The following is a 24,789-nucleotide window of genomic DNA, read 5'->3' as shown; positions in this document are numbered from 1 at the left end:
TGAAAGGATGATTTCTTATGGCGGCACGAGTAAATGCGAGTCCTAGATTTAAAAGGTTATGTAATCAATTTTCTTCCATTTTAGGTGGAACTGAACATGAAATAACTGCTGGTCCAGTTTGTTTTGTTAGTCGAAATAGAATAATAAACGCAACAATTTTAGGACGACGTACCACCTCTCCTTTAGTTCGCTATCAACTTTTTTCGTTTGAATCGTTGGACAAATCGGGACGAGCGCTCTGTCTGGGGGAAACAGCTTTATTTCAAAGCCAAGTCAACCGATTGCTGTCAAATCTCCGCAAGAACGGGATTAAAGTCACCGCAGTTCATAATCACTGGTTGTTTGAGAAACCTCGCCTGATGTATGTCCATTGGGAGTCAATTGATAATCCTGTTGATTTCGCAAGAAAAGTAAAACGTTCCATTGCCTTCTTGGGTTGATGATAACATTGTCAATTATGTTCAGCGGTGTAATTTCCACAGTCTGATAATACAGTATTAAAACTCTTAGCAAAGTTACTGCCGTAATAAGCGTTAGTTCAGACTTACTACGGCTGTTTCTTTGCAAAGTACAGTGTAGTTACTTTAAGTTTAGGGTGTGGCAGTTACGAATCTGATTGGCGGAGACCACTGCAGGGCAGTAATCCTGCCTGTACGAATGGCGTTCACTGGTATCTGTCCCATAATATCGACAATACTTAGCTGATTTGCACTTCCTGTACCTTCACAACCCGATAAAAAAGCAATTTTCGCACCATCTGGAGACCAGCTGACGGGAGTAGCGAAACAATCGGAAGATGCCAATGTTTTTTGATTCTGACCGGTACGGCTATCAATTTGGATGAGTGAATAATAGTTCGGCTCTTTATAGGCGGTTGCGCTGTAGGCGATGCTCCGGGAGTCAGAAGACCATACAGGAAAATAGTTTTTGGCTTGAGGTCCGCCTTCAAGCGTATAGATGGTGCCTGAAGTCAAATTCACCGTAGAAATGATGGAGATGCTTACACCAGGGTACGTATAGAGTGCAAAGGTTCCGTCCGGTGAAATGCGAATGTCATGTAACGGTCCGTCCGTATTTTGTGTGATTTGTCTCCGTTCTGTGCCATCGGCACGGACGCGAAAAAGCTGGGTATTTCCCGAAAAATCCGGGGCTGCAAACAGAAGCTCCTTACCTGAAGGGAACCATTGCACATCGCTAGCACCCGGCTCATGGATAGCGTAGCTGTAATGTGTGAAGGTATCATAAACGGTAATCTGCGCGTTTTTAACATACGCAAGATACCGGCTGTCCGGAGACCAATCCAGCAGCGTATAGGGTTCAATTTGGTCAATCCTTGCAACGGCCAGAGTGACAGTATCCAGCAGGTTTACCACGTTGCCATTGCCGATGAAAGCGATTCTTCTATTGTCCGAAGACCAATAGGGGACGGAAAATTCTGCACCAAGCCCCTTTGATAGTTGAAAAATTTGACCTTCCAGCGGTCGGTACAACCAAATGTCAAACGTTCCGCCGATATCCGACGTATAGGCAATCCTTCCCTGAATGAGATCATGAGGAACAGTTTGCACGGCCAACATCCTCTCTTGAATCATCTTATATTTCAGATATATTCAGCAGGCAGCGTTTAGGCGACAATCATGAACCGTATTTATGAAGACCACTAAAAGTCCGGTGTAGCACCGGACTTAAAGGATAATAAGCACTGTCCTCTAAAATTTTCTATTAACAGATGAGAAGAATTTGTACTTCGTATATATCACTTTTTCGAATCCCAAGCCTTTTTGAATTCACTGACAGTTATATAGCGTCGTTCTCGTTCCTTACTAACTGCACGCAAAGCAACTTCATAAAGTGATTTATTCGCTTCCCATTTTGAAAACGAATGATCCATTTCGCCTCCAAGCAGCCCAAATGCAATTGCCCCCATTGTAAAAACATTTGTTTTCGCATCAATAGGTGCACCTAATATAAATTCTTCTGGAGATTTAAAACGTCTTGCTCCCCAAAAATTCTCTCCCATATCATTTACAGAAGGAGCTGGCCTATAAAAATCGATATCACAGATCTTGGTTACATCCGTTGAAAAATCATACAGAATACTGCCATCATAAAAATCAACTGCTACGTACCCTTGTGACTCAACAAATTTGTGAAATTCATATATGGTATTAAGTGCTTGCAGTCTTTTTTCAACGGATAACTGTTTAAATTTGTAGAATGGCGACTCAGGATGCGTCTGTTTAGCTTTACCTGCAAACAACCAGTGTGAATGCAGACATTCTCCTTTAAACCACTCAAATATAGCGGCATAGCCATTATTTGGTTCAAAATGATTAATGAGATTAATTAAATAAGGATGTTTCAAGGTCTTATATAACGGAATGGCAGTCGATAATCTTGAAATCGCGTCAATAGGTTCGCCAGAAAACGCTAATGGTCTGCAACCCGCATATTTAACAAAATGCTTAATGCCGTTGTTTTCTATTCCAAAGCTGATATTTCCGGAATCTTGCTGATCAAACACGCAAAAAACGGTTCCAAGTGATTGAAGCCATGTAAAATCGTGCTGCTCCTGAAGATCAAACGAAACATTGTCAATTATGTGCCTTACCGGCAATTGATTCATTAAATCGTCCCCTTAATTTTGGGGAATCACATAGTTTAAAGGGCTATTTTATATGTTATCCCCTGAATATGATTTGCCCTATTAGCGCTTGGATTTTTTTCCATAAAACATCACTCCTTACACTCTGATACCACAATTATCCACCTGATAAAAGTTATTTGCAACACTGAAGATTTCATTCATTTAAAGTAAACTTTTCTGCTGTATTAAAATTCGTAGTAACACTGCCGCGACTTCTGCTCGTGTAGCAACTTGATCAGGCGCATAATTATTATCGCTTTTACCGCTTAAGATGCCTTTCTCGCGAAGCGCTTCTACTGCTTCCTTCGCCCATTGCGGAATAGCTGCATCATCATTAAAGTTAGTTGTTCTGAGCATATCAAGGTCCAGATCAAGAGCTCTTGCAAGTATAACTGCCATTTCCACACGTGTAATCTGCTTATCCGGCCGGAATGTTCGATACCTAAATGAACAGCTTGTGCAAGCGCTTGTTCCGCCCATTCGCCAACCTTGTCCATATCGCTGAATTTGAGCTCAGCATTGCCCACTTCCGGCTTAATCATATTTATTAGCATCAGATTTTGATATTTAAGTAAACGACTATAAATTCGCTGTCACAGAAGATTAGACACGTTAAATATAAACCAGACTAATTATTTTTTGTTATAAGACTGTATAACATAAAATACTTATGCTTCAAACCACTGCCTCGGACCCACCGTATGGAACAACTGCTTCCTATCTTGATTTAACGCATCGTTGATGCGTTTGCATGTGAAATCGCTAATCGGCTTAGGAAGTTCATCTCTTGAATAGAATTTGCATTCTAAAATTTCAGGTGAGCTTGGTTGGGGTAGTTGGTTATTAATGATTTTCGCAATGAAAGCAAAATGATGCATATCATAGTTCGGTTCATAGTATACACCGGTCAATTCTTGAATTATGACTTCTAATCCCACTTCTTCAAATACCTCTCTTATTGCGGTTTCCTCTGCTGATTCACTGTCTTCACCTTTCCCGCCAGGCAGATCCCAATTGTTTTTGCCATAGCTATGCTTTACAAGCAATACTTTTCCTTCAGAGTCTAAAATAACTGCAGCAGCTCCGATTAACTTTGGCAAGATATAGCCTCCTTAAAGGATGTCGTGTCTACCATTAAAAAATATAAAAATAGATGAAGATCAGAAAAGATAGAAAACAAGACCTTTGCCTTCGGCTGCAGCTTGACTGTAGAAACGCCGGATTTCATTAAAATGCTGTAGCAGATAGTCAAAGAACGGGTCCTCATCTTCATCGGAAACAGAGTCAGGCTCAAGAGGATACACCTCTTCCTTGGCCATAACAGGGAAATCATACCGCATGCGGAGCTGTGCCTCATCCAGTTCAGACATAGCCTGAAGCGCTGCTGCAACTTGCTCGGCGCGCAAGATAAATGCCCCGAATGAGCCGAAATCGATGCCTTTGTCTGACGTCATCGGGACGACATAGCCAAGAGGTGGCTCTCCATCGGAAATATCTCCGCAAAGCAAGTAATGAATCGCCTCCCACGATCTATCAATGTCGAGTCCGGGATAATCGGCTATGTTCAAATTCTCCAATGCAATTTCACCTACATCGATTTGCTGTACCAGTTTGTCGTCAATAGCAAAGTAATATCCGTATATTCCCATGTTGTCATCCTTCTTTCCGTTTTGTATAGGTGACTTTCTACTCTATCTAAATGTTACATTGGAGAAATATGTATTTCAAGAAACATTAGACATGCATCTCTCTAATACATTTTACCTATAACTACCAAGCTCAATCCTTGTATGCTACCCAAAGATTGAGTCAATAAAAAACGCCCGGCAACAAGCATGTTGCCGGGCGTTACGCACTATATTTGCTTATGACTAAACAATGGAGCGATGAATGTATGGCAATATTCCTCCGCTACCTGCGTAGAAGAATATCCGAGATCTTGCAAATGCAAGAGCAGCATTGGTGAAAATGAAGATGCGATCATTCTGGAGGCGAATGCTGGATCAAGGTCAATTAATTCCCCGTGGCGGGCTGCTTCCTCCAGCAGTTCATTCATCTTATTAGCAATATAAGTAAACGGAGGCGCTTCATAGCAGTTTTCTTTCGCCTCCTCCAATCGCTCCGAGCAGGTGGCAGCCATGAGCCACTCCATATCTTCTTGGATGAGAACAACGATTTTTTTGATTAGCGTGAACATTCTTTCCATAATCGGCCGGTCTTTTTCGTTCAGCAAGTAATCCTCGATATCCGCCATAATAAAGTCAAACTTGCTTTTCATAATTGCGAAACATAGCTTGCTCTTATTCGGATAACGACGATATAACGTGCCTTGTCCAATGCCCGCCGTCTTAGCTACCTGATGCATAGACACATCTTCAACTCCATGTTGGATAAACAAAGCGTTAGCCGTTGACAGGATTTTCAAGCTAATTTCATCGATGTCTTTTCCGTATGTCATGGACTACACCTCCCTTACCGTCATGTTAGCCATAAGCCTATTTGTAAAGAAAATTTATACCGGCTGCTTCTGGCCTTCCTCTTGAGGTGCTTTTGTTCTGCGAATGAAGAAGCCGATAATTACAGCCAGAATCGAAAGAATTCCTCCGATTAGGAACGCACTGTGGAGACCAGCTATCATTGCAGGTATGCCTTCAGCTGGATTCGTCGGATCTGGTGATGTCGACATATATTTTTTCATACCGGAGGACATGATGCTGACGAACAACGCTACGCCAATCGCACCTGAAACTTGCTGCAGTGTACTCATGATCGCTGTGCCATGCGGATAGAGATGACGCGGCAGCTGATTGAGCCCTGTTGTTTGCGCTGGCATCATGACCAGCGAGATTCCGATCATCATCAGGATGTGAAGAAAAATGACATAACCATTCGTCCACCCTGCTTCAATACCCGAGAATAACCAGATCGATACACTCATAATGATCAAGCCAGGAATAACAAGTACTCTCGGACCAAACTTATCAAACAATACACCGGAGATCGGCGCCATTATACCATTCAATATACTTCCCGGCATCATAACGAGCCCTGCGCTTAGTGCGGAAAGCAGCAACACATTCTGTAAAAATAGCGGCAGCATAATCATTGTAGAAAACATTGCCATCATCAGAACAAGCATCAACACAGTAACGAGAGAGAACATCGGATAGCGGAAAGCGCGCAGATCAAGCATAGGCTCCTTCACGACGAGCTGGCGCCATATAAACAAGAACAGGCTGATCCCGCCTGCAACGAGACACCATACAACCTCAGGGTCTGACCAAGAGCCTTCTCCCGCTCTGCTGAAACCATACACAATGCCGCCAAAGCCGATGCAGGATAGCAGGATGGAGATAATATCAACTTTCGGTTTAGTCAGTTCACTTACATTTTTCAAATATAAAGCCGCATATACAATTGAGATTACCGCTAATGGGATAACTAGATAAAACAGCCATCTCCAGCCAAGTGAATCAACAATCAATCCGGACAAGGTAGGACCAATCGCTGGAGCGGACATCATGACAAGACCAATCATGCCCATTGCTCCTCCTCTTTTTTCTGGAGGGAAAATAATCAGAATTGTATTCATCAATACAGGAATCATCAAACCGGTTCCCAATGCTTGAACGATACGCCCGGTGAGAAGTATTCCGAATATCGGAGCAAACGCACAAATTATCGTACCCGCAAGAAATAAGATCATTGCCCCAAGAAACATTTGACGTGTAGAAAACCACTGCTGCAGCAATGCAGTTATAGGGACAAGAATCCCGACAACAAGCATATAAGCTGTAGCCAGCCATTGCACCGATGTTTCAGTTATGCTGAAATACTCCATCAAATTGGGAAAAGCGATATTCAACAGCGTCTCATTCAAAATTGAGACAAATGCGCCAATAATAAGCGCAGCGACTATCGGTCCTCTTTTGATGTTGCTTAAATCCAGATTCCCTTTCGCTTCCATACTCGAGCCGTTCAAACGTACCACTCCTTTTTTTATAAAAAGCCTTGCGGACAATTGTCCGCATTACATAATAAAACATACCTAACAACTATCCCATATGTCAATAAAAATGTGACATTTCGCACAAAAAATTTATATTTTCTATATGCTCATTTACTAAGCCTGGATAACAGACCTAAAGCAGTAAGCGGTAAGTCGTCGATTCGTTGCAAAAGTTAAATAACAGAGCAAAAGTCGTAATGTCACCTGTTTAGAATTGTAACGGAACTGAGAGGCTCTATTTAGTAATAAAAAGGTGTTTTAAAACTGTAACGGAATAGTGGAGCGCTATAGGTGATCTTTTCCCCGTTTAGGTAGTGATTTTGAGTAAATAAAATTTCTCAGTTCCTTTAGATTTTAGAATAAGCTGATTTCCATACAATAGCGTGTCTAAGTTCCGTTAGCGTTTTTCAACAGGCTGAGGAAATACAGTAAGCTTTAGCGCGTGATTGCTTGTTCCATAAAAGTTAGCTCTAGAGCGAGAGCACCAGCACCAGTACCAGTACTTGTTGAGATTTTTTACACAGTCTAAATTTTCTTACCCTCTTCCTAAATAATTCTTTTCTCCTATTAAAAATAATTCTTTATTCTCTATTATTCTCTCCTTTCTCATAAAAATCTAGTAAATTTTTCTTGATCAATCGCACTATAAACAATAACATAAGGATATATGAACCTGTATTACCGCAATGTTCCAAATTGTATGTACACTTCAAAAAAAGGAGAATTTTTTTCATGAATCGTCGTTTTAGATCTAGTACTATTTGCTCATTTTTACTTGCATTATGTCTTTTCGTCTCGCTGCTCCCTCAAGCCGCAATCGCGAAGGCATCCCCTGACCCGCATTTGGAATACGCGGATCGCTTGAATATACTTGGCATTTTTGCCGGTACAAATAAGGGCTATGAATTGGATCGGAAGCCGACTCGTCTAGAAGGGCTTGTCATGCTGATTCGCATGCTGGGTGTAGAGGCTGAAGCTCAAAAACTGCAAAACGATCCTTCGCCTTTCATCGATGTTCCGCGTTGGGGAATCGGTTATGTAAACTATGCCTATTCACATCAACTAGCCAACGGGGTGTCCGCCTCGCGTTTTGGCTCCAATGATCCAATGAGTGCAATTCAATACGTTACACTGGTGCTGAGAGCGCTCGGCTACAATGATAATAAAGGGGATTTCACTTACGCTCAATCGTTAAATAAAGCGGCTTCGATCGGTCTGATCAATTCCGCGACAAGCCAAGAGCTTGCCAAACAGACGTTTTTACGAGGTCATATCGCCCTGCTGTCATTCGAAGCATTAAAGCAGCCGCTCAAGCAGCAAGAGATGACCTTGGCCGGCAAACTTATTGCAGAGGGTGTATTCACGGAAGAAGCTACTAACCGCGCTGGGGTGCTTGCACAAGGTGCAGGTGCTGATACAGACGTAGTAACCTTCTCTGATCCCGGTTTGGAACAGGTGGTAAGAGCCGCTGCCGGCAAGCCGACAGGTGACTTGTATCGTTCCGATGTCAACCGCCTGACCCGATTGAGCAGCGTCAATGTGCCGCATACGCGAATCCGTTCCCTTGATGGTATTCAGGCGTTGCAGAAGCTTACACGAATTGAATTGCCTGACAACTTGATTAAGGATTTGTCGCCTCTGTCCTCGCTTCGGGAATTGCAGGAGCTCGTTCTGCACCGTAATTCTATCGAGGATTTGTCGCCGCTAAGCAGTCTCAGCAATCTGGAGGGGTTGTTTGTTTCTCACAACTTCATCACACGGCTGGATGCATTGTCTTCACTCACTAAATTGGAAAGTCTGAATATCGCAAGTAATGCGGTGACGAGCATCAAAGAGCTCCAGAAGCTTAAACAGCTTAGCTATTTGGAAATGAACAATAATGCGGTATCTGACATCAGCGTCATCGCAGACTTGCCGCTTATGGATGAGCTTAATGTCGATGGAAATCCGGTAATTGATATGTCATTTGTCAAAGGAATGAACTACTTAGGCTCCAAGTCGGCAGCCTCCACTCAGGAACTGGGATTGAAAGCACGTGAAATTATTCAATCGATTATTCGCCCGGGCATGTCGGAGCTGGAAAAAGAAACTGCGGTGCATGATTACATTCTAAGTCGTACCCAGTATGATCATCAAGAATTCAGCAAAGGAATTCCAACCGCCTCAAGACCATATGACGCTTATGGAGCTTTAATTGAGCAATATGCGGTATGTGACGGCTATGCGCGAGCCATGCAGATGCTGGGCAAGCTAGCCGGACTCGACATTTATTATATCGATGGAATCAGCGGATCAGGCCATGCATGGAATCTGATTCGCCTGAATGGAGAATTCTATCATGTAGATGCGACCTGGAACGATTCCGATAACCAATGGAATGGCGCTGCTCCGTCGAACGCTGTCCAAGCGCAGCTGCTTGACTTCGGCAAGCGGAACTATTTCAATCAAACACAGACGGCAAGAGAACTTTCCATTGCATGGGACTTCGACCGATTCCCGAAAGCTAAGACAGATTCTCCGAGTCCGGCTAATCAACAGATTACCGTATCCATTAACGCAGAAACCCCTTTAAAGAATGATCTTATTGTTTGGCTGACAGTGTCTGTGGAAGTCGAAGGAGATGTCACTAAAGGTTTGAGCCGCGATATTTCCAAAGCTGTATTGTTTCCTTACAATAAGGAAAGCGTAGACGTTATGTTGAATGTGCCGTCAGAATTGCCGCTTGCCGGTGAAGGCGTAACTTTCACAGTTGACTATAAGGTGTTCTCGACGGAGTATTTTTTCCAGGAGGAGGATAACCATTTTCTCCATCGCAACAACGGGCTGACCTTTATGCCGAAGAGAAGCAACGTGCTGCAGCCTAACGATCATTTATATGTCACCTTGCTCAAGAAAGGCAGCAAAGGTATTACTTTTAACCAAGCGGCTTCGCAAGGCAAACTGGACAGCTATGCACTGAATCAGGCGATGTTCAGCTACAGCGTAACACCTGTTGCAAATTCGTACCCGCCATCGAATAAGTACTCGGTACGCAATGTGAAGGAAATTACGTTGCCTGCTCATAGCGCCATTTATGTTACTGAAGTTTTCTTCGGGGCTGATTTTGACGACAAATCCTGGAACTATTTGTATGGCGAATCCGCCATAGCAGTCAATCATTCGAATCAGCCGAAAGTGTTGGCGCCGGGTGATCTTCAGTATACGTTAAGACCTTCTCCGGAACCATTGAAGCGGAATGCGGAAGTTTACTTCCGATTGTCAGTTTTCGATGGGGCATTCGATGAATTGAACTATGAAAATGAGCTTAGAGAAGGCCGTATATTATTCAAAGACGAATGGGTCCATGTTGTAGATTAAGCTGATCGTGTCGAGGGCGTCCTCCCGTTTGTTCTAAACGGAGAACGCCCTCTTTTTGATTTTATCTATAAATCCTTCCTATTAAACAGAAATATAGTCAAGTAATAAGAAGCTATGAATAACAGTAAGATACCGATTGGAATAAGCAATAACGTTTGTCCTTCAAAAACTCCTTTTTCGCTCATCATATTCAGATAAAAAGCCGCAGGTTGAGCCAATATAATTAGAGCGAGCATAAACACGGCATTGATAATGGCTGCTCCTTTCTTACTAAGTGCGTAAAATAGAGGCATATAGATAGAAGTTAAAACGAGCACCATCCCTATTGAAGCCATAATGTCCAATCCAGAAAAGGCAGGCTTGTTCAGCTCAGGATATTCAAGTTTAACAAGCCAGTGAATCCCGTATGAAGCAAGTATTCCAAAAAGTGCATACATAATAGCTGCTATATACTTGGCTTTCACAATATGCTTGCGGCTGATCGGCAGCGTGACCAAAAAGTTATGATTGTTGTTTTTGATATCGATCATTGTACCAAGAATTATAGATCCGAAAGCTGTATAAATACCTACAAAATAGATGGACATTTCACTTTTTGGGATAAAGGCAGCACTGAACACAACAAAATAAAGAATAATTATCCATAATGAGCTTTTTAAAGCGATAAAGTCTTTGCGAAGCAAGTTATACATGAACACGACCTCCCTTGGCGGTAAAGTACATGATGTCTTCTAATGATGGTTTGTCTAATAGAGCATAATTGCCAAATAATCGTTCTGCCTCTTGCCTGTTATCTACTAGACCCTCAAAGCCTACCGCCGTCTCACGAAGTCCGACAAATTTTTTCCGAATATCCGAATCGAGCAATTGCTGGTCACCCTTTACAATAGCGTATCTCTCAAACACATCTTCTTTAGCTTCATTGAAAACGAGTTTTCCGCGGTTGACAAATGTAATGTAGTCAGCAATCCGATCCAGATCAGTCGTAATATGTGTCGAGAAAATTATCGTATTCTTTTCGTCTTGCATCATATCTGCGAGCAGATCAAGCATTTCCCTTCTAAATACAGGATCAAGTCCAGAGGTCGGTTCATCCATGACAAGGAGCTCGGCTTGATGTGATAATGCAATCGCTAGGGAAAACTTGATCTTCATACCCTTGGATAAGTTTTCAATTTTCTTTTTCGGAGACAGCTCGAATTGTTCAAGATAACCTTTAAATTTTGTTTCATTCCAGTTTTTGTAAAATGGTGCAATCATCTTCTTCGTATCAGCTATCGTAAGATGTTCATAATAGAAGCAATCATCCGATACAATGCTGGTGCGTTGCTTAATGTCAACTTCATGTTGAGGCATATCGCGGCCAAGTATTTTTACGCTTCCAGAGTCAGGACGAATCATGCCAAGCATCATCTTGATCAAGGTGCTTTTACCAACACCATTCGGTCCGATGAGTCCGGTAATATAGCCCTGCTTCACATCCAAAGAAATATTATCAACATGGAACAGCTGATAAGTTTTAGTTAAATTACGTACTTCAATTGCATTCATTGCCTATTCCTCCTCGAACAATAACGTCAAATGATCAATTAATTCATGACGGCTCATGCTTAATGCCTTGCTTTCCTGAATGATTTCGAGCATTTTCTCTTCTAACCGTTTCATGCGCTGCTCCCGTATGAAGTCTTTATTGGCACCCGATACGAAACACCCTTTGCCTACAACTGAATCGATGAGTCTTTCTTTCTCGAGCTCTTCATAAGCGCGTTTGGTCGTAATAACACTGACCTGCAAATCCTTGGCAAGCTGCCGGATGGACGGGAGACTGTCTCCAGCGTGTAGTTCGCCATTCAAAATGCTTTGTCTAATCTGATCTATAATCTGTATATAAATGGGGTCGCTCGATGCGTTGGATAATATAATTTTGATGTCTCTCACCTCATTAACGCTCGTTAAGTATATACCGTATATATATAATATACACACTATTAGATAATGCGTCAATAAAGCTCATCCAGTATATCAAGGATAAACGGCTCCGAGCACAAAAAAGACATTTCTGTTTTTAGAAAACGGAAATGTCCTTCGTTGTAAAGCTTTGAATACTATATCTTCTGATCCAGCTCATCCAACATTCTAAGCAGCATGACGATCGCTTCTGCACGGGTAGCCGGCTTGCCTGGTACAAATTTATTGCTGCTGTAGCCGCGGATGATTTCTAATTTACGGAGATCTTCTACTGCCCCTTTCGCCCACTTAGGAATTTCTTCGTTATCTGCAAAGCCGGTTGTCCCATAAGCATTAGGCTGCAGCTTGAGCGCTCGAGCAACGATAACCGCCATCTCTACTCGTGTAATTAGCATGTTTGGCCGGAAGCTGCCGTCTGCATATCCTTGGACGAAGCCTGCTTGTACCGCTTGTGCAACGGCTTGCTTTGCCCATGCGCCGATTTGTTCATAATCAGTAAATGAGAGATTTGCACTTCCCTCCCCCAGGTTCAAAGCTTTTACGAGCATAACCGTAAATTCAGCACGAGTAACCGGGCGATCAGGCAGAAACGTTTTATTCGGATAGCCGCTGACAAAACTTTTCGCTATTGCGCGCTTAATATAGGCTTCCGACCAATGACCAGCAATGTCAGTGAACGAAATCACAGGCGGTTCATGTTTTTCCTGTTCAGGCATTTGCCGTTCAACATAAAGCTTATACGTTTTCCGAGAGCCATCTTCAGCTTGAACAATCAGCGAAATGTCATTTGCCCCTTCCTGTAAATCGACTTGAATACTGTCAGCCAGCACTTGCTCATTCCAGGTAACTTTTGCAGCCGGATGATCCGCAATCGCCGTCACCTCGATTAGATCCGCTGCCGTTTTGGCTGTATATGACAGTGTATCCCCCATAAACGACGGTGTAAGAGGAATAAGGTTATCTTCTGTCCAAATTTCCAATGTTTTCAAATTCGCATTGTTGGATAAATACCAGCCTCCATTAATACCTGGAAGCACGATTACAGTCAGTTCAGCATTCAGAATGCCAGGATTACGGATATGCGCGGAGAGCTGCAGCTCTCCTGTAATTTTGTAAGTTCCCGCATGTGCAAAGTTGTAGTCTGTGTTTACCAAATCCCAGCTTACTGGTAATTTGATTGCAGATCCATCGCTCAACTGGGCATTTACTTCCTCCGGCAAAGTCAGCTTATCCAGCTTTGTCCCTTTGGCAACTTGAAGCCGTGCAAGCTCATCTACTTCCGCAACATTCGTATAAGGCATTGCGGATACATAATCTGAAAATTCACTTTCAATTTCTTCAGTGCCAACTGCCTTGATCGCAAACCAATATATCTGGCCTGCCTTCAAGTTTTTAGCCATATATTCTGTTTCAGCAATAAGTTCATCATCGTTTACAAGTGTCCATTCGTTCCTTGATTCAGGTGCCTCTGTTCCCTCATATTGGTATAGTTTGTAGCCAGCAGCACCGTAAACATCACTCCAAGCGAGCTTCACTGCACTTTCATCCGCAACAGCAGCGACCTCATCAGGAACAAGGATAGATCTCGTCCCAATGGCATACAGCCGTTTGTCGTAAGATCCTATATATATCGTTCCATCTGGACCGATCACGGGCGAGGAGTAGATTTCTCCCGCTGTTGCAAATGACCACTTTACTCTATCGTCATCTGAAGCATATGGATCCAGTGCATATAACTTTTTGTTTCCTGAACCGATGTAAACTATGCCGTCTGCTCCTACGACTGGCGAGGATATGATTGGAATCCATGGATTTGTCGCGGTATTCAACGACCACTTCACACGATGTTCATCATCTGCATCAGGGTCCAGCGCATATAGCGCTCCATCGTATGAACCAATATAAACCGTGCCATCGTCTCCAATCGCAGGTGATGATAAAACGGAACCCCATGCATCAAATGACCACTTTACACGATTATTATTATCACTGGCATTCGGATCGAGCGCATAGACGAATCCATCATCCGAACCGACATATATTGTGCGGCCGTCTGCTCCAATTGCAGGCGATGAATATACCGGACACAGATCATCCCAGCACAAACCATCATAGCCCATATTAAGTTCAATCGACCATTTTTCGCGTTGATCATCATCCGCATGAGGATCCAGCGCATAAAACATACCAATGCCAGAGCCTACATAGATCGTACCATCATGTCCAATCGCAGGTGAAGAATCTATTTCACCGCCTATTTCATAGGACCAAATCTCCCGTTCATTATCAACAGTCGCATACGGGTCCAGCGCATACAAATTCCCGTCGTACGAACCAATATAAATGGTGCCATCCCCTCCGATTACAGGTGAAGCATGTACCGAATCTCCTGTTTCAAAGGCCCATATTTGCTTATGCTCGGCATTTGGATCGAGTGCGTACAGTCTTCCGTCCCCTGAACCGACGTAGATCGTGCCGTCTGCCCCGATTGCTGGCGAAGAAGCAATCGCCCCTTCCGTAACAAATGACCATTTAAGCCTGCCTGTTCTTGAATCGATGGCATACAGCTTGCCATCATACGAACCGACATATAGTGTGCCATCTGTACCGATTGCAGGAGTAGAATAAATCGAACCTTCTGCTGCAAACGTCCACTTCTCCTCTGAATCCGTACTTCCCGTAAATCTGGACTGCCGTACCCAATTAAAAGCTGTTGGCTGAGCTGCTTTGCGTTCATAAGCGCCTGACTCATAACCTGCGCCTTGCTCAAACAGCAATTCAGCAGCATTCACATTCGAAGCAGGTATTACTCCCACACATCCTAAACAGATTGCGAGCCATACAATCCATATTTTTTTTCTCCTCTGACACATGTCATACAACTCCTCCTCAGTTGATCTCTTACTTGCATTTTCCAGCCGATTATACACACTTCTCGCGCTTTTGAGATCAACCCTGCCTATCGCCAAAAGCGAAAAGGTGGAGAGAGGGGGTGGAGATTAGTTAAGGAGAACCAGTCGAAGTCAGAACAATTGGAGAGTATTGGCACGTTCCAGCGCTTGCAATCTGCTTTTGACCTGTAGTTTGCCATAAATATTGTTAATATGAGTTTTTACGGTTGCCAGTGAGATATTAAGCTGGCTCGCCAATTCTTTATTTGACAATCCCTTTTCCATAAGATGCAGCACGCACTTTTCCTTCGCAGTTAAAATAGGCATATTTCCTTCTATAGTAATCATTTCGCCAGTTACCCCTTCTATTCGCGGAAATAGGCGCAGCAGTTGTTTCACGTATGTTAAAGGAACTTTCCGGACAGAACGATGATGTTGTTTTTGACGCAATGCGAGATATTGATCCAATAGTTTCCTTAGTCGTATCCCTTCATCTATGAACGTACGAATATATCCTTCCGGCCATGCCAAAGCGAGCGCTTCTTCTAGTATGGTCATACTTTTCTCAGCGTTTCCTTGGAGAGATAGAAAAAGGCTCTTGTATACAAGCAGGCGAATTCGGTCGCTTTTCCGTCCTGCTTGAATCGCGATGAAAAGGAGCCGATCCGTCAAAGCGATAGATTCTTCGATTTGCTCTTCCTCTGCCAGCAAAGATGCGAGAAAAGCGTATTCGTTGATCATCGAAAGCGGGATTTCGTCTTGAAACCGTAACCCGCTGCTTATCAGCCATTGATTCCAAGCCTCTTCTTCTCCCTGCTTCTTGCCCAACATAGCTTGAAATAAAGCGATTTTCCCCGACAAATGGGGATTAGCCTTCAGAGCCGGCTGTTCGCTTAATTGCTTAACGATTGCAGTTGCGTTCTTCTCGTCTCCTTGAACAGTGGCTATACGGGCTAGCCAAAGCGCCGAAACAGTCGCCAGGCATGGATTGTCATACGATTTTCCGATATCGTTAGCTCGACGCATATACTTCTCAGCTTCGTCCAGGCGATTACATTCATACTGCAATTTGCCAAAATCAATACATAAATGCGCAACAAAGTAGACATTTCGGGTTTCAGACCAAATCGATATTAAAGGAGTTAATATTTGCTTCGCTAATGTAATGCTATCGTCCGATACATAAATATCCCAAACCGGATGCCAGCCGTCCTTGTCACCCCCAAAACCTATGAAGAAATCACCTTCTGGGTGTATGCTGACATATTCTTCTGAATACTGTACAGCATAGTCAAAATCCCGATCTAAAAACGTGCGGAATGCAGCGAGAAATGCTAGACCTGCATGTAATGTCTTACTTTGATGCGGAGGAAGATTATCGGCACCCTTTTCCAGCCAGCGTACCGCTTGCCAATACCCGTCAGTAGCTTCTTCAACTCGCCCGGACATATATTGGGAAGCGAGCTTTGTCAAAAACAGAATCGGTCTGGCACTTAACAATGAAACAGGAATATCATTCAACCATTTGTAAAGCGTTGTCCATTCATAGACTAGCAGCTCCGGCGCAATTGCTTCCAGCAGCATTAGCGCTTCCTCATAACCCGCACCGGCCAAATAATAATCTACTGCCTCATGCGGGCAGCCATTTTCCTCAAACCATTTTCCAGCTGCAATCTGCAGTGCATTCCATTGTTTCGGTTCTCGTCGCTGCAGTTGCGCGGTCAAAAATTGCTGGAACAGATGATGGTATCTGTACCATTCCCGCTGCTCGTCCAAGGGCACAAGAAACAGATTCAATTGATCCAAATGTTGCAAATACAATTTGCTTTCCGACATACCGGTTACTGACATGCAAAGCTCGCCTGTCATACGATCTAATACCGACGTCTTTAGCAAAAATTGCTGGATCGTTTCCCGCTGCCGGGATAAAACCTCTTCAAAAAAATAATCGGAAATATCCCTTTCTGTTCCCGTCAGCATGCTGACGAGAGATGCTGGATCAGCTTGTTCGTGCAATGATAAAACTAGCAGCCGCATCGCAGTTGCCCATCCTTCTGTTTTTTCTTGTACGGTGGCCGCTTCTTCCTCAGACAAGTTTATCTTGCCGCACATCGTAAAAAATAATGATGTTTCCTCAGGCAGGAAACGCAGATCGCTCACCTCTAATCGGACCAGTCCAGTTCCTGCTCGTATACGGGATAAGGAAAAAGGTGGAATAGTTCGGCTGGCTATATAAAGATGAATATGATTCGGCATGCGTTCCAGAAGATATATAATTCCCTTCAGAATCGCTGGATCTTTGATATGATGAAAATCATCCCAGATGAGTATGATTGTTTGGGATAAGCGATGTAAACCGTTTATGAGCGCAGCAATAAACGAATCTGAATCTTCCGCAGCGAATCGAAGGACAGACTCCGCGTTAAAGGCAGGGCAGGCTTGTTTCAACGACGCTATCGTATGGGCCCAAAAACGGATGCGGTCATTATCACCTGAATCCATCGATACCCAGGCGACAGGGCATTTCAGAGTATTCGCCCACTCACTGAGCAAGGTGGTTTTTCCATATCCGGCAGGCGCAGTGACCAAAGTAAGCGTTCGATCCAACCCTTCATGCAAACGTTGGATAAGTCTTGTACGCGTTACTAACGATGTCCGCGGTTGGGGAATATGCAATTTAGTAACGACGATCATCATGGCATTCTATCTCCTTTCGCTGCTTCTAATTCGATAAAAACAAGCGGCGTAAGCGCCATCATAAACATTACGATGAACTTCAATCTATCCTATTATACAGATTTGCTATTGGCAATAGATTGAAAAAGCTAATAGCAAATACAAGGCCAATACTGGAATGATCATTAACGTAAAGCCGCCAGGTTATGAAAGTTTGTGTTGTTTTACAAGAAAAAGGATGCATCCTGTCAAGAAAAAATGACAAAATACACCCCTTGTAACTATTACGACCTCAAGTATTTTCCTGTGAATGATTGCTCCACATGGATAATTTGCGTCGGCGTGCCCTCGAACACCACCTGGCCGCCTTTGCTGCCTCCGTCTGGTCCCATATCGATGATCCAATCCGCTTGGCTAATCACATCGAGGTTATGCTCAATGACGATTACTGTATTGCCTGCATCCACGAGACGATTCATAATTCCCATTAGCTGACCGATATCCGACATATGCAGGCCGGTCGTCGGCTCGTCCATTACATAGACGCTGCCCTTCTTATGCAGTTCACTTGCAAGCTTGATACGCTGGCATTCACCGCCCGACAATGTGCTAAGCGGTTGGCCGAGCGTAATATAGTTCAGCCCGACATCGCTCATAGCTTGCAGCTTGCGGACTACCTCTTTTAGCTGGAAAAATTCCAACGCTTGCTCCACGGTCATTTCCAGCACTTCTGCGATCGACTTGCCATCCAGCTTGTATTCAAGCACTTCTTCCTTGAACCGTCTGCCTCCGCATACTTCACATGGCAGCCTCACACTTTCCAGAAATGCGAGGTCTGTATATACAACGCCAAGGCCTTGGCAGTTCTCGCAAGCGCCTTTGGAATTGAAGCTGAACAAGCCTTGATTGACTTTGTTGGCGGAAGCAAACGCTTTGCGCACATCATCCATAATACCAGTGTATGTCGCGGGATTTGAGCGTGTTGATACGCCTATCGCCGATTGGTCGATAACGACTGCATCCGAATGCTGGTTGAGGAATACTTCATTAATGAGTGTGCTCTTGCCCGAACCGGCCACACCAGTAACTACTGTCAGCACACCGGTTGGAATATCTACACTGACATTTTGCAGGTTGTGAAGCGTAGCATTCTTAATTGACAGCTGGCCCGATGGCTGCCTGCAATCATGCTTCAGCTGAAGCGGCCGCTTCATATGATTGCCTGTTAACGTGCCTGCACCGAGCAGACCTTGGAAATCCCCTTCATACACAATGGTTCCGCCGCGGCTGCCGGCGTGAGGCCCGACATCGACAATATGATCCGCGATCTTGATCACGTCGGGATCATGCTCTACGACGATGACGGTATTGCCCTTGTCTCGCAGCTTCTGAAGCAATTCATTCAACCGGTGTACATCGCGGGGATGCAAGCCAACGCTAGGCTCATCAAAAATGTAAGTGACATCCACCAAACTGCCGCTCAAGTGCTTCACCATTTTAACGCGCTGCGACTCGCCGCCAGACAAAGTATCCGTCTCACGATCCAGTGTCAAGTAATCAAGTCCGATATCCACCAGATGCTGCAGACGTTCCTTCAGGGACTTGATTATTGGCGCTGCGGCAGGATCGTCAACTTCCCGAATGATGCGTATAAGCTTTCCTACCTCCATCGATGACATTTCTGCAATGTTGAGCCCGTTAATTTTGCAATTTAGCGCGGCTTGACTGAGTCTGGCGCCGCGGCAGCTAGAGCACGGACCTTCAGAAATGAATGGCGCAACAGCTTTTTGTGTGCGCTCGGATTTCGTTTTTACATCCTGCTTGATGTATTTGTTTGTGAACTTTTCAATAACGCCTTCTACCGTAATATTTGTTGCTTTACCTGCAAAGTCCATCTGAACTTTTCTTGCTTTGGCGTAAAGCAGCAGCTCCAGTTCCTCATCTGAATAATCGCTTAGCTTCTTATCAAGATCGAAGTCCCCTGACTGCACGATTATGTTCCAATCCCAGCCGTTCACAGCATAGTCAGGAAGCATAATTGCTCCTTCATTAAGTGTTTTTGATATATCGACTGCTTTGTTCATGTCTACGCCCAGCCTGCGGCCTATCCCGTTACACTCAGGACACATGCCTTGCGGATCGTTAAACGAGAACATATGCGCTTGTCCTACATAGGGCTGACCCATTCGGGAAAATAGAAGACGAAGAACGGGAGAAATATCGGTTATCGTGCCCATTGTGGAATGGGAGCCTCCTCCAAGCCGCTTTTGATCCACAATAACTGCCATGCTTAGGTTTTGGATCGCGTCAGTATCTGGCTGAGGAACACGAGGCAGAAAGTTGCGCACGAACATGCTGAAGTTCTCATTCAGCAACCGGGTGGATTCTGCGGCAATCGTATCAAAAACAATCGATGACTTGCCCGATCCGGATACACCGGTGAAGATCGTGATCTTCCTCTTGGGAATATGTAAGGATACATTCTTGAGATTATTTTCCCTCGCACCCGAGATTACTATATACTCTTGATTAGTTTCGCTCATTTTCAACTTCCTTTCGACTGTATAATAGCCCAATACTTAATCTATTGCAGACACAAACCGGCTGCAAAGAGTATGCAGCCGGTTTATGTTATTTTGGATCAACTGAGTTTAACTATCGTACCTGCAAAATTAAGCAGTTTAAAAGATGATTTTGCCTGCCTCATTCTTCTTCCTCCTCAAGTGATTGGCTCAAGCGCAACAAATCTGCACTCCAGAACTTGCTGTAAATAGCTAACCAATCGTAAATTTCCCTGAGTGGAGAAGCATTTAGCCTAAATCGTGTTTCTCTTCCGACTTTTCGATCAAGCACCAATCCAGCTTCTTTGAGAATTGTCAAATGCTTGGATATCGCAGTTCGGCCCATCTGAAACTGTGACGTTAACTCATGCAGCGGCAATTCCTTTGCTTCAGCTAACAGTTGAATCAGCCGGCGCCTTGTTTGATCAGCAATCGCGCCAAACACATCCCGCAACTGGTTATTCTCGCTCACAACACTCTCTCCTAAAATTAACCAAGGGACAGACGTTATTATCGTTATCTTCCCATAAAAGTTTGGGAAGATTGGACACCTTTTAATGACTTTTTGATTATATGCCACCAAAAGGTGTCATGTCAATAATAGGTTATATTTACTTTTATCATTTAAATTAAGCTGGGTTGAGTTCCTAATCCATCCATATTTTGATACAATGGCAAGTATTGGGTAAGACAACAATTCTCATACTTCAAAAAATATATTGGAGGATTATATGATTCAAATTATAAATACAATTATCATCGGAATGATTATTAGCACTATGCTCGATAGAAAAGAAAAATATAACCAAAAAAAATATTTAAAATATAGTATTATCGCGGTATGTTGTTTCACATTTTATATTTTATTCGACATTTCGACGAACCTTTTTACTGTGTTTGGCCCAGGCGCCTTTTTGGTAAGCTATTCGTACTGGAATCATTACAAAGAAAAAGGAACTTGAAAAACAATAAATTATCCGGTTAATTTCAACGAACTAGAAAAGAGTCGTTCTCAAATCCGGGACGACTCTTCTGCTGATAAGTGGTGGGTGTTACTTAACCGTCAGCTTGTTAGAATAACTTTCCCCTTGTTCTTCGTAGAAGATTCAGCTAAACTTACAGCCTCTTTTACATTTAATAAATCATAGTGAGAATTTGTCGCCATTAAACTTAATTTTTTAATTTTAATTAATGTGATTAAATGATGAAATGTTTCTTGCCAGGTTTCTAGTGATACTCTTCTGTTCCAATGTCGTAAATGAAACATTTTAGCGATCACTCCAGCTTTTGAAATTTCATTCCAGCTAACCTGTACACCTGATAAAAGTCCGATGGATATGTAAGTTCCGTTAGGACGAACGCTTAAAGCTAAATCAGTTCCAGACGCACCTCCAACAGAATCAATGGCAGCATTAGCGCCAAAGCCATTTGTTAGCTCCAAAACTGTATCATGTAATGATTGTTGGGATGTATTAATTACATAAGAAGCACCAAGCCTAAGTAAATTGTCGGTATGTTTATTATTTCTTGTTACTGCAATGAGTCGAAAACCTATAATTTTAGACAATTGCGCAAATATATGCCCTATAGAAGAACCGCAGGCATTTACCAATAAAATATCATTTGGTTTTAATCCTAACTCTTCCGTACAAATACCCCATGCCGTAACTGGATTTATATATAATTGAGAAGCAATAATATCATCTATAGCATCAGGAACAGGAATAGCAAATTGTGCTGGAGCTTTAACAAACTCTTGCCATGTTCCTTCCCCGCGCAATGGCAGAACTCGCTTGCCAATTAGATTTTGATATACAGATGAACCCGCATCTTCTACTATGCCAACACCTTCGTAACCAGGAATTTGAGGTAAAGAAATCCGGTGCGAGTAAGCGCCCCGAATCGGTATTAAGTCCGAAGGATTAATCGGCCGAGCCAGCATGCGCACCAGGATTTCACTTTCATTAGGCGGTTGAATGCGTTTTGTTTGAACTTTTAGTACATCTGCGGGATTACCGAATTGTTCGTATGTAATGAATTTTGTATCCAAAGCAAATATCTCCTTCCGCCTAGAATAGAGTGGGGATCATGAAAAAAAAAAATAGCAAGTATTTGCGAAATGCCATTTTAGTATCGACAGGATTTCGAAACTTCAATATCTCACTCCTCATGCGTCGGATAACGTCGAATATGATATAGATCCTTCGGTATTTCGACATCTATTGCATGAACTCCTTCTCGTGGTGCGCCAAACAACAGGCATAAATTTAAGTGAATGAAGCTTCTGTTGAAACCAACTATAAAGCACATACATCCTATGTTGAAAACTATTCGCAATGGATTGTGCCGACGTGTAATTTTTTTCCGTTCCGATTGTTAAAGTTCCTTTTAGAATTCCTCGGAGCCAATCCCGAGCGCGACAAGATGGTCAGCGATGCTATAACTAAATTGAAGCAGGCTCGGTCTGCTATCAACATAAATGATGACTTTGGTGAGCATTTTTGGGGGGATAGCTGTCTCGTCCGTCACCCAGGTAGGCATCCTTGAAGATCTAGCCGTCCAAACGATTAACCGCCTCGTTAACGACGCGAACGAGGAGATTGGGAAGAATGTCGTCCTCCAAGTCCATTGGCAGATTGTTTCACAAAATGAAGAAAGACCATCCCTAAGTCATTTATGACTTTTGGGACAGCCTCTTCCTTCGCTACGATAATATTTTCTTATTTATTACCGATAGACATACGAAATTCAAGAGTTTTTTCTTTAACTTTCTTTAAAGCCATTCTATGTGCAGATTGCTCCCTAAAAAAATTCTGTTCCTCGTCATTGGGTTAATTTTAAATCTCTTAAACTCTTAACATTACTAAGTCCTTCTGAAACATCATTAGGCGGAATTAACAATTGTTCTTCTATTGATTCATTATTGGTGAGCCAGCTGTTATTATCTGCAAACTTGAATTTCCCTTGATATGCACCACGTATAAAATATGCGTCTTCAGCAGCTGGCCCATAATATTTGTGTAAATATACTATTGCTTGTTCTCCTACATTAAAAACAGGATTTTTCTCAAAAATATAGTTTCTTTTCTCTATTAACCCTCCATTTTCAAGTATGTTTATAATATTTTCTTCTAATCCGCCTTTAAAAACTTTATTTACTTTTGCCTTAGATAAAGTGAATGGAGATTCATTAACATAGAAAGATTGAGTTTCGATAACTTCAACTTCTACAATATATTCAGATTCACTGTATAACTGGTCAACATCATTAAATATAACAGAAACCTCTCCAGTACCGTGTAAATTTTGAATTTGTAAGTAATTAAGATACAGTATTATGGAAGCAAAACATAATACTGAAGAAATACTTGCCAAAAGAATTATTTTATAATTTCTTCTTAAAGTTAGCATCCTAATTCTCCTCCTTAATTATATAAGTAACTAACTCCATTTAGGTCGTCGCTTTGAGGCTTATTCACAAGTCTACCACTTCCTAATTGACACATAACTACATAACGATTTGCATTATCATGGTCTAGGCCAAGAGCGTGTCCAATTTCATGAGCCATAGTACCTTTTCTATCATAACTAGATAACGAATCATATTCATCATAGTTTAATTCAATAACAGAATCGGTGTAATCTCCCCAAAATATGTATTCCCTATAATTATAAGTGGTTGCTAATGTATCATTGTTACCGAGGTTGCCGCCACCAATATAAATATGACCACCACCACTAGAATAAACAGTGAACTTTAGTGGATTAGAAGAATCTATCCAATCGAATAAGGCGTCCGTAAGTACTGACCCATGTGTTGATTTGAAAGTTGCCTTCTTCACTACCTTTATATCAGTTGTTTTTTGTTTACCTCCTAACAAATTGTAGGCTAAAGCACTTTGAGCACTAAACATTAAGAAAAATACACAGATAAAAATAGTAGTTTTTTTAACATTATCATACCCAAATATGCAGTATTTGTAATTAATGGTATCATTGTGTTGATTGATTTTAAATAGAGGAAAAGGAGCGGGATGATGAAAAGTAGATGGTTCCTAATATTTGGTATTTTATTAATCGTATCTTTTGTTCTAATTGCACTTTTCTCTAACTATAACTATCCTTCAAAAAAGGCAATTAAAAATGGAGATGTTGTGGTTACTCACAGTGGTAAATATCATTTAAACAAATTTTTTGAATTTCTTGAAAAGAAGAGGAATGAGATTAGAATAGTCGTTTACACTGACGAAGGAGATCCAATTATTATAGACCTCACGAATAGTGAGAATAATGAAATCCTTTTTAAATTGGACAACTCCAGGGATAAATTTTCTGCTAGGGGTATTGAAAAGGGGGTTTGCAATAATATAAGACAAGAGCCTTTCTCTAACGAGAACATGAGTGGAGTATTTTATGATTTAGATGGTTGTGAAGGCAGCGGTTCTAATCGTATACCTTTGTTCCTTTTAGATAATAGTGAAATTTGATCTAGCTTGAACCTTGATAGTGATATAATTTAGATTTCTTCCTTGCTCTTTATAGCCGCCATCATATCCAGTGATAAGGAATGTCATCTATCTGTCGTTTCATCGTTAATAGGTTCAACACCTGTGTTTTTCCCATGTCACATTCGTGAAACTAAATAGGATCTCCATCAAAAACTCCATGGTGCACTTTTGT

20 protein-coding genes are annotated in these 24,789 nt (G+C 42.4%); 3 read left to right on the top strand and 17 right to left on the bottom strand.

Annotated elements, in window-relative coordinates; all coding sequences use genetic code 11:
- Positions 1-17 precede the first annotated feature (17 nt).
- Positions 18-440 (top strand): DUF1259 domain-containing protein, encoded by a 423-nt coding sequence (locus ACRRU2_RS07555; protein ID WP_331699372.1) that lies wholly within the window; start codon positions 18-20, stop codon positions 438-440.
- Positions 441-590: 150 nt separating this feature from the next.
- Here the strand turns inward: ACRRU2_RS07555 and ACRRU2_RS07550 are convergent, their stop codons facing one another.
- The 7 genes from ACRRU2_RS07550 to ACRRU2_RS07520 all read right to left on the bottom strand — a co-directional run bounded on the left by ACRRU2_RS07550 (position 591) and on the right by ACRRU2_RS07520 (position 6,614).
- On the bottom strand, positions 591-1,568 hold the full coding sequence (locus ACRRU2_RS07550) for a hypothetical protein (protein WP_432500596.1): 978 nt from the start codon (positions 1,566-1,568) through the stop codon (positions 591-593).
- Between the two features lie 188 nt (positions 1,569-1,756).
- The gene (locus ACRRU2_RS07545) at positions 1,757-2,626 is read right to left on the bottom strand and encodes a serine/threonine protein kinase (protein ID WP_432500595.1); all 870 of its coding nucleotides are present in this window, start codon (positions 2,624-2,626) and stop codon (positions 1,757-1,759) included.
- 183 nt (positions 2,627-2,809) lie between these two features.
- A complete protein-coding gene (locus tag ACRRU2_RS07540) occupies positions 2,810-3,046 on the bottom strand; it encodes an S-layer homology domain-containing protein (RefSeq protein ID WP_432500760.1) in 237 nt (78 codons plus the stop codon).
- Between the two features lie 269 nt (positions 3,047-3,315).
- Positions 3,316-3,747, bottom strand: coding sequence for an NUDIX hydrolase (locus ACRRU2_RS07535; protein ID WP_432500594.1), 432 nt, complete (start codon positions 3,745-3,747; stop codon positions 3,316-3,318).
- 60 nt (positions 3,748-3,807) lie between these two features.
- Positions 3,808-4,296: a YfbM family protein gene (locus ACRRU2_RS07530; protein WP_432500593.1), complete on the bottom strand. Its 489-nt coding sequence runs from the start codon at positions 4,294-4,296 to the stop codon at positions 3,808-3,810.
- Positions 4,297-4,502: 206 nt separating this feature from the next.
- On the bottom strand, positions 4,503-5,105 hold the full coding sequence (locus ACRRU2_RS07525) for a TetR/AcrR family transcriptional regulator (RefSeq protein ID WP_331699379.1): 603 nt from the start codon (positions 5,103-5,105) through the stop codon (positions 4,503-4,505).
- Positions 5,106-5,159: 54 nt separating this feature from the next.
- Positions 5,160-6,614 carry a DHA2 family efflux MFS transporter permease subunit gene (locus ACRRU2_RS07520; RefSeq protein WP_331699488.1) on the bottom strand — a complete coding sequence of 485 codons (1,455 nt, stop codon included), beginning with the start codon at positions 6,612-6,614 and terminating at the stop codon, positions 5,160-5,162.
- A 774-nt stretch (positions 6,615-7,388) separates the two neighbouring features.
- Between ACRRU2_RS07520 and ACRRU2_RS07515 the strand changes: the two genes are divergently transcribed.
- Positions 7,389-10,013, top strand: coding sequence for a leucine-rich repeat domain-containing protein (locus ACRRU2_RS07515; protein WP_432500592.1), 2,625 nt, complete (start codon positions 7,389-7,391; stop codon positions 10,011-10,013).
- A 65-nt stretch (positions 10,014-10,078) separates the two neighbouring features.
- Here the strand turns inward: ACRRU2_RS07515 and ACRRU2_RS07510 are convergent, their stop codons facing one another.
- The 10 genes from ACRRU2_RS07510 to ACRRU2_RS07465 all read right to left on the bottom strand — a co-directional run bounded on the left by ACRRU2_RS07510 (position 10,079) and on the right by ACRRU2_RS07465 (position 24,023).
- Positions 10,079-10,705: an ABC-2 transporter permease gene (locus tag ACRRU2_RS07510; protein WP_432500591.1), complete on the bottom strand. Its 627-nt coding sequence runs from the start codon at positions 10,703-10,705 to the stop codon at positions 10,079-10,081.
- Positions 10,698-11,564 carry an ABC transporter ATP-binding protein gene (locus ACRRU2_RS07505; RefSeq protein ID WP_331699382.1) on the bottom strand — a complete coding sequence of 289 codons (867 nt, stop codon included), beginning with the start codon at positions 11,562-11,564 and terminating at the stop codon, positions 10,698-10,700. The genes ACRRU2_RS07510 and ACRRU2_RS07505 overlap by 8 nt, the downstream gene beginning before the upstream one ends.
- A gap of 3 nt (positions 11,565-11,567) precedes the next feature.
- Positions 11,568-11,942: a GntR family transcriptional regulator gene (locus ACRRU2_RS07500; RefSeq protein WP_331699489.1), complete on the bottom strand. Its 375-nt coding sequence runs from the start codon at positions 11,940-11,942 to the stop codon at positions 11,568-11,570.
- A gap of 176 nt (positions 11,943-12,118) precedes the next feature.
- Positions 12,119-14,854, bottom strand: a complete 2,736-nt coding sequence (locus ACRRU2_RS07495) for a PQQ-binding-like beta-propeller repeat protein (protein WP_432500590.1) — start codon at positions 14,852-14,854, stop codon at positions 12,119-12,121.
- 150 nt (positions 14,855-15,004) lie between these two features.
- Positions 15,005-17,569 (bottom strand): LuxR C-terminal-related transcriptional regulator, encoded by a 2,565-nt coding sequence (locus ACRRU2_RS07490; protein WP_432500589.1) that lies wholly within the window; start codon positions 17,567-17,569, stop codon positions 15,005-15,007.
- Between the two features lie 263 nt (positions 17,570-17,832).
- Positions 17,833-20,091, bottom strand: a complete 2,259-nt coding sequence (locus tag ACRRU2_RS07485; protein ID WP_432500588.1) for an ATP-binding cassette domain-containing protein — start codon at positions 20,089-20,091, stop codon at positions 17,833-17,835.
- Positions 20,092-20,251: 160 nt separating this feature from the next.
- On the bottom strand, positions 20,252-20,581 hold the full coding sequence (locus ACRRU2_RS07480) for an ArsR/SmtB family transcription factor (protein WP_432500587.1): 330 nt from the start codon (positions 20,579-20,581) through the stop codon (positions 20,252-20,254).
- Positions 20,582-21,172: 591 nt separating this feature from the next.
- Positions 21,173-22,159 carry a zinc-dependent alcohol dehydrogenase family protein gene (locus tag ACRRU2_RS07475; RefSeq protein ID WP_432500586.1) on the bottom strand — a complete coding sequence of 329 codons (987 nt, stop codon included), beginning with the start codon at positions 22,157-22,159 and terminating at the stop codon, positions 21,173-21,175.
- A 773-nt stretch (positions 22,160-22,932) separates the two neighbouring features.
- Positions 22,933-23,520, bottom strand: a complete 588-nt coding sequence (locus ACRRU2_RS07470) for a hypothetical protein (protein ID WP_432500585.1) — start codon at positions 23,518-23,520, stop codon at positions 22,933-22,935.
- Positions 23,521-23,534: 14 nt separating this feature from the next.
- Positions 23,535-24,023, bottom strand: coding sequence for a matrixin family metalloprotease (locus ACRRU2_RS07465; RefSeq protein ID WP_432500584.1), 489 nt, complete (start codon positions 24,021-24,023; stop codon positions 23,535-23,537).
- A gap of 120 nt (positions 24,024-24,143) precedes the next feature.
- On the opposite strand from ACRRU2_RS07465, the gene ACRRU2_RS07460 reads away from it, so the two are divergent.
- Positions 24,144-24,596: a DUF4362 domain-containing protein gene (locus ACRRU2_RS07460; RefSeq protein ID WP_432500583.1), complete on the top strand. Its 453-nt coding sequence runs from the start codon at positions 24,144-24,146 to the stop codon at positions 24,594-24,596.
- Positions 24,597-24,789 lie beyond the last annotated feature (193 nt).

Origin of the sequence: Paenibacillus sp. GXUN7292, assembly GCF_050864975.1 — a bacterium.
Taxonomy (GTDB): Bacteria; Bacillota; Bacilli; order Paenibacillales; family Paenibacillaceae; genus Pristimantibacillus.
Note: the sequence above shows the minus strand (reverse complement) of the source record. Positions and strands in the feature narration are given on the sequence as shown.

Bases quoted from the DNA above. Each gene is read 5' to 3' on its own strand.
- ACRRU2_RS07555 (WP_331699372.1), top strand. From the start codon at position 18: ATGGCGGCACGAGTAAATGCGAGTCCTAGATTTAAAAGGTTATGTAAT.
- ACRRU2_RS07545 (WP_432500595.1), bottom strand. From the start codon at position 2,626: ATGAATCAATTGCCGGTAAGGCACATAATTGACAATGTTTCGTTTGAT.
- ACRRU2_RS07540 (WP_432500760.1), bottom strand. From the start codon at position 3,046: ATGGCAGTTATACTTGCAAGAGCTCTTGATCTGGACCTTGATATGCTC.
- ACRRU2_RS07530 (WP_432500593.1), bottom strand. From the start codon at position 4,296: ATGGGAATATACGGATATTACTTTGCTATTGACGACAAACTGGTACAG.
- ACRRU2_RS07525 (WP_331699379.1), bottom strand. From the start codon at position 5,105: ATGACATACGGAAAAGACATCGATGAAATTAGCTTGAAAATCCTGTCA.
- ACRRU2_RS07520 (WP_331699488.1), bottom strand. From the start codon at position 6,614: ATGGAAGCGAAAGGGAATCTGGATTTAAGCAACATCAAAAGAGGACCG.
- ACRRU2_RS07515 (WP_432500592.1), top strand. From the start codon at position 7,389: ATGAATCGTCGTTTTAGATCTAGTACTATTTGCTCATTTTTACTTGCA.
- ACRRU2_RS07510 (WP_432500591.1), bottom strand. From the start codon at position 10,705: ATGTATAACTTGCTTCGCAAAGACTTTATCGCTTTAAAAAGCTCATTA.
- ACRRU2_RS07505 (WP_331699382.1), bottom strand. From the start codon at position 11,564: ATGAATGCAATTGAAGTACGTAATTTAACTAAAACTTATCAGCTGTTC.
- ACRRU2_RS07495 (WP_432500590.1), bottom strand. From the start codon at position 14,854: ATGTGTCAGAGGAGAAAAAAAATATGGATTGTATGGCTCGCAATCTGT.
- ACRRU2_RS07490 (WP_432500589.1), bottom strand. From the start codon at position 17,569: ATGATGATCGTCGTTACTAAATTGCATATTCCCCAACCGCGGACATCG.
- ACRRU2_RS07485 (WP_432500588.1), bottom strand. From the start codon at position 20,091: ATGAGCGAAACTAATCAAGAGTATATAGTAATCTCGGGTGCGAGGGAA.
- ACRRU2_RS07470 (WP_432500585.1), bottom strand. From the start codon at position 23,520: ATGCTAACTTTAAGAAGAAATTATAAAATAATTCTTTTGGCAAGTATT.
- ACRRU2_RS07465 (WP_432500584.1), bottom strand. From the start codon at position 24,023: ATGTTTAGTGCTCAAAGTGCTTTAGCCTACAATTTGTTAGGAGGTAAA.
- ACRRU2_RS07460 (WP_432500583.1), top strand. From the start codon at position 24,144: ATGATGAAAAGTAGATGGTTCCTAATATTTGGTATTTTATTAATCGTA.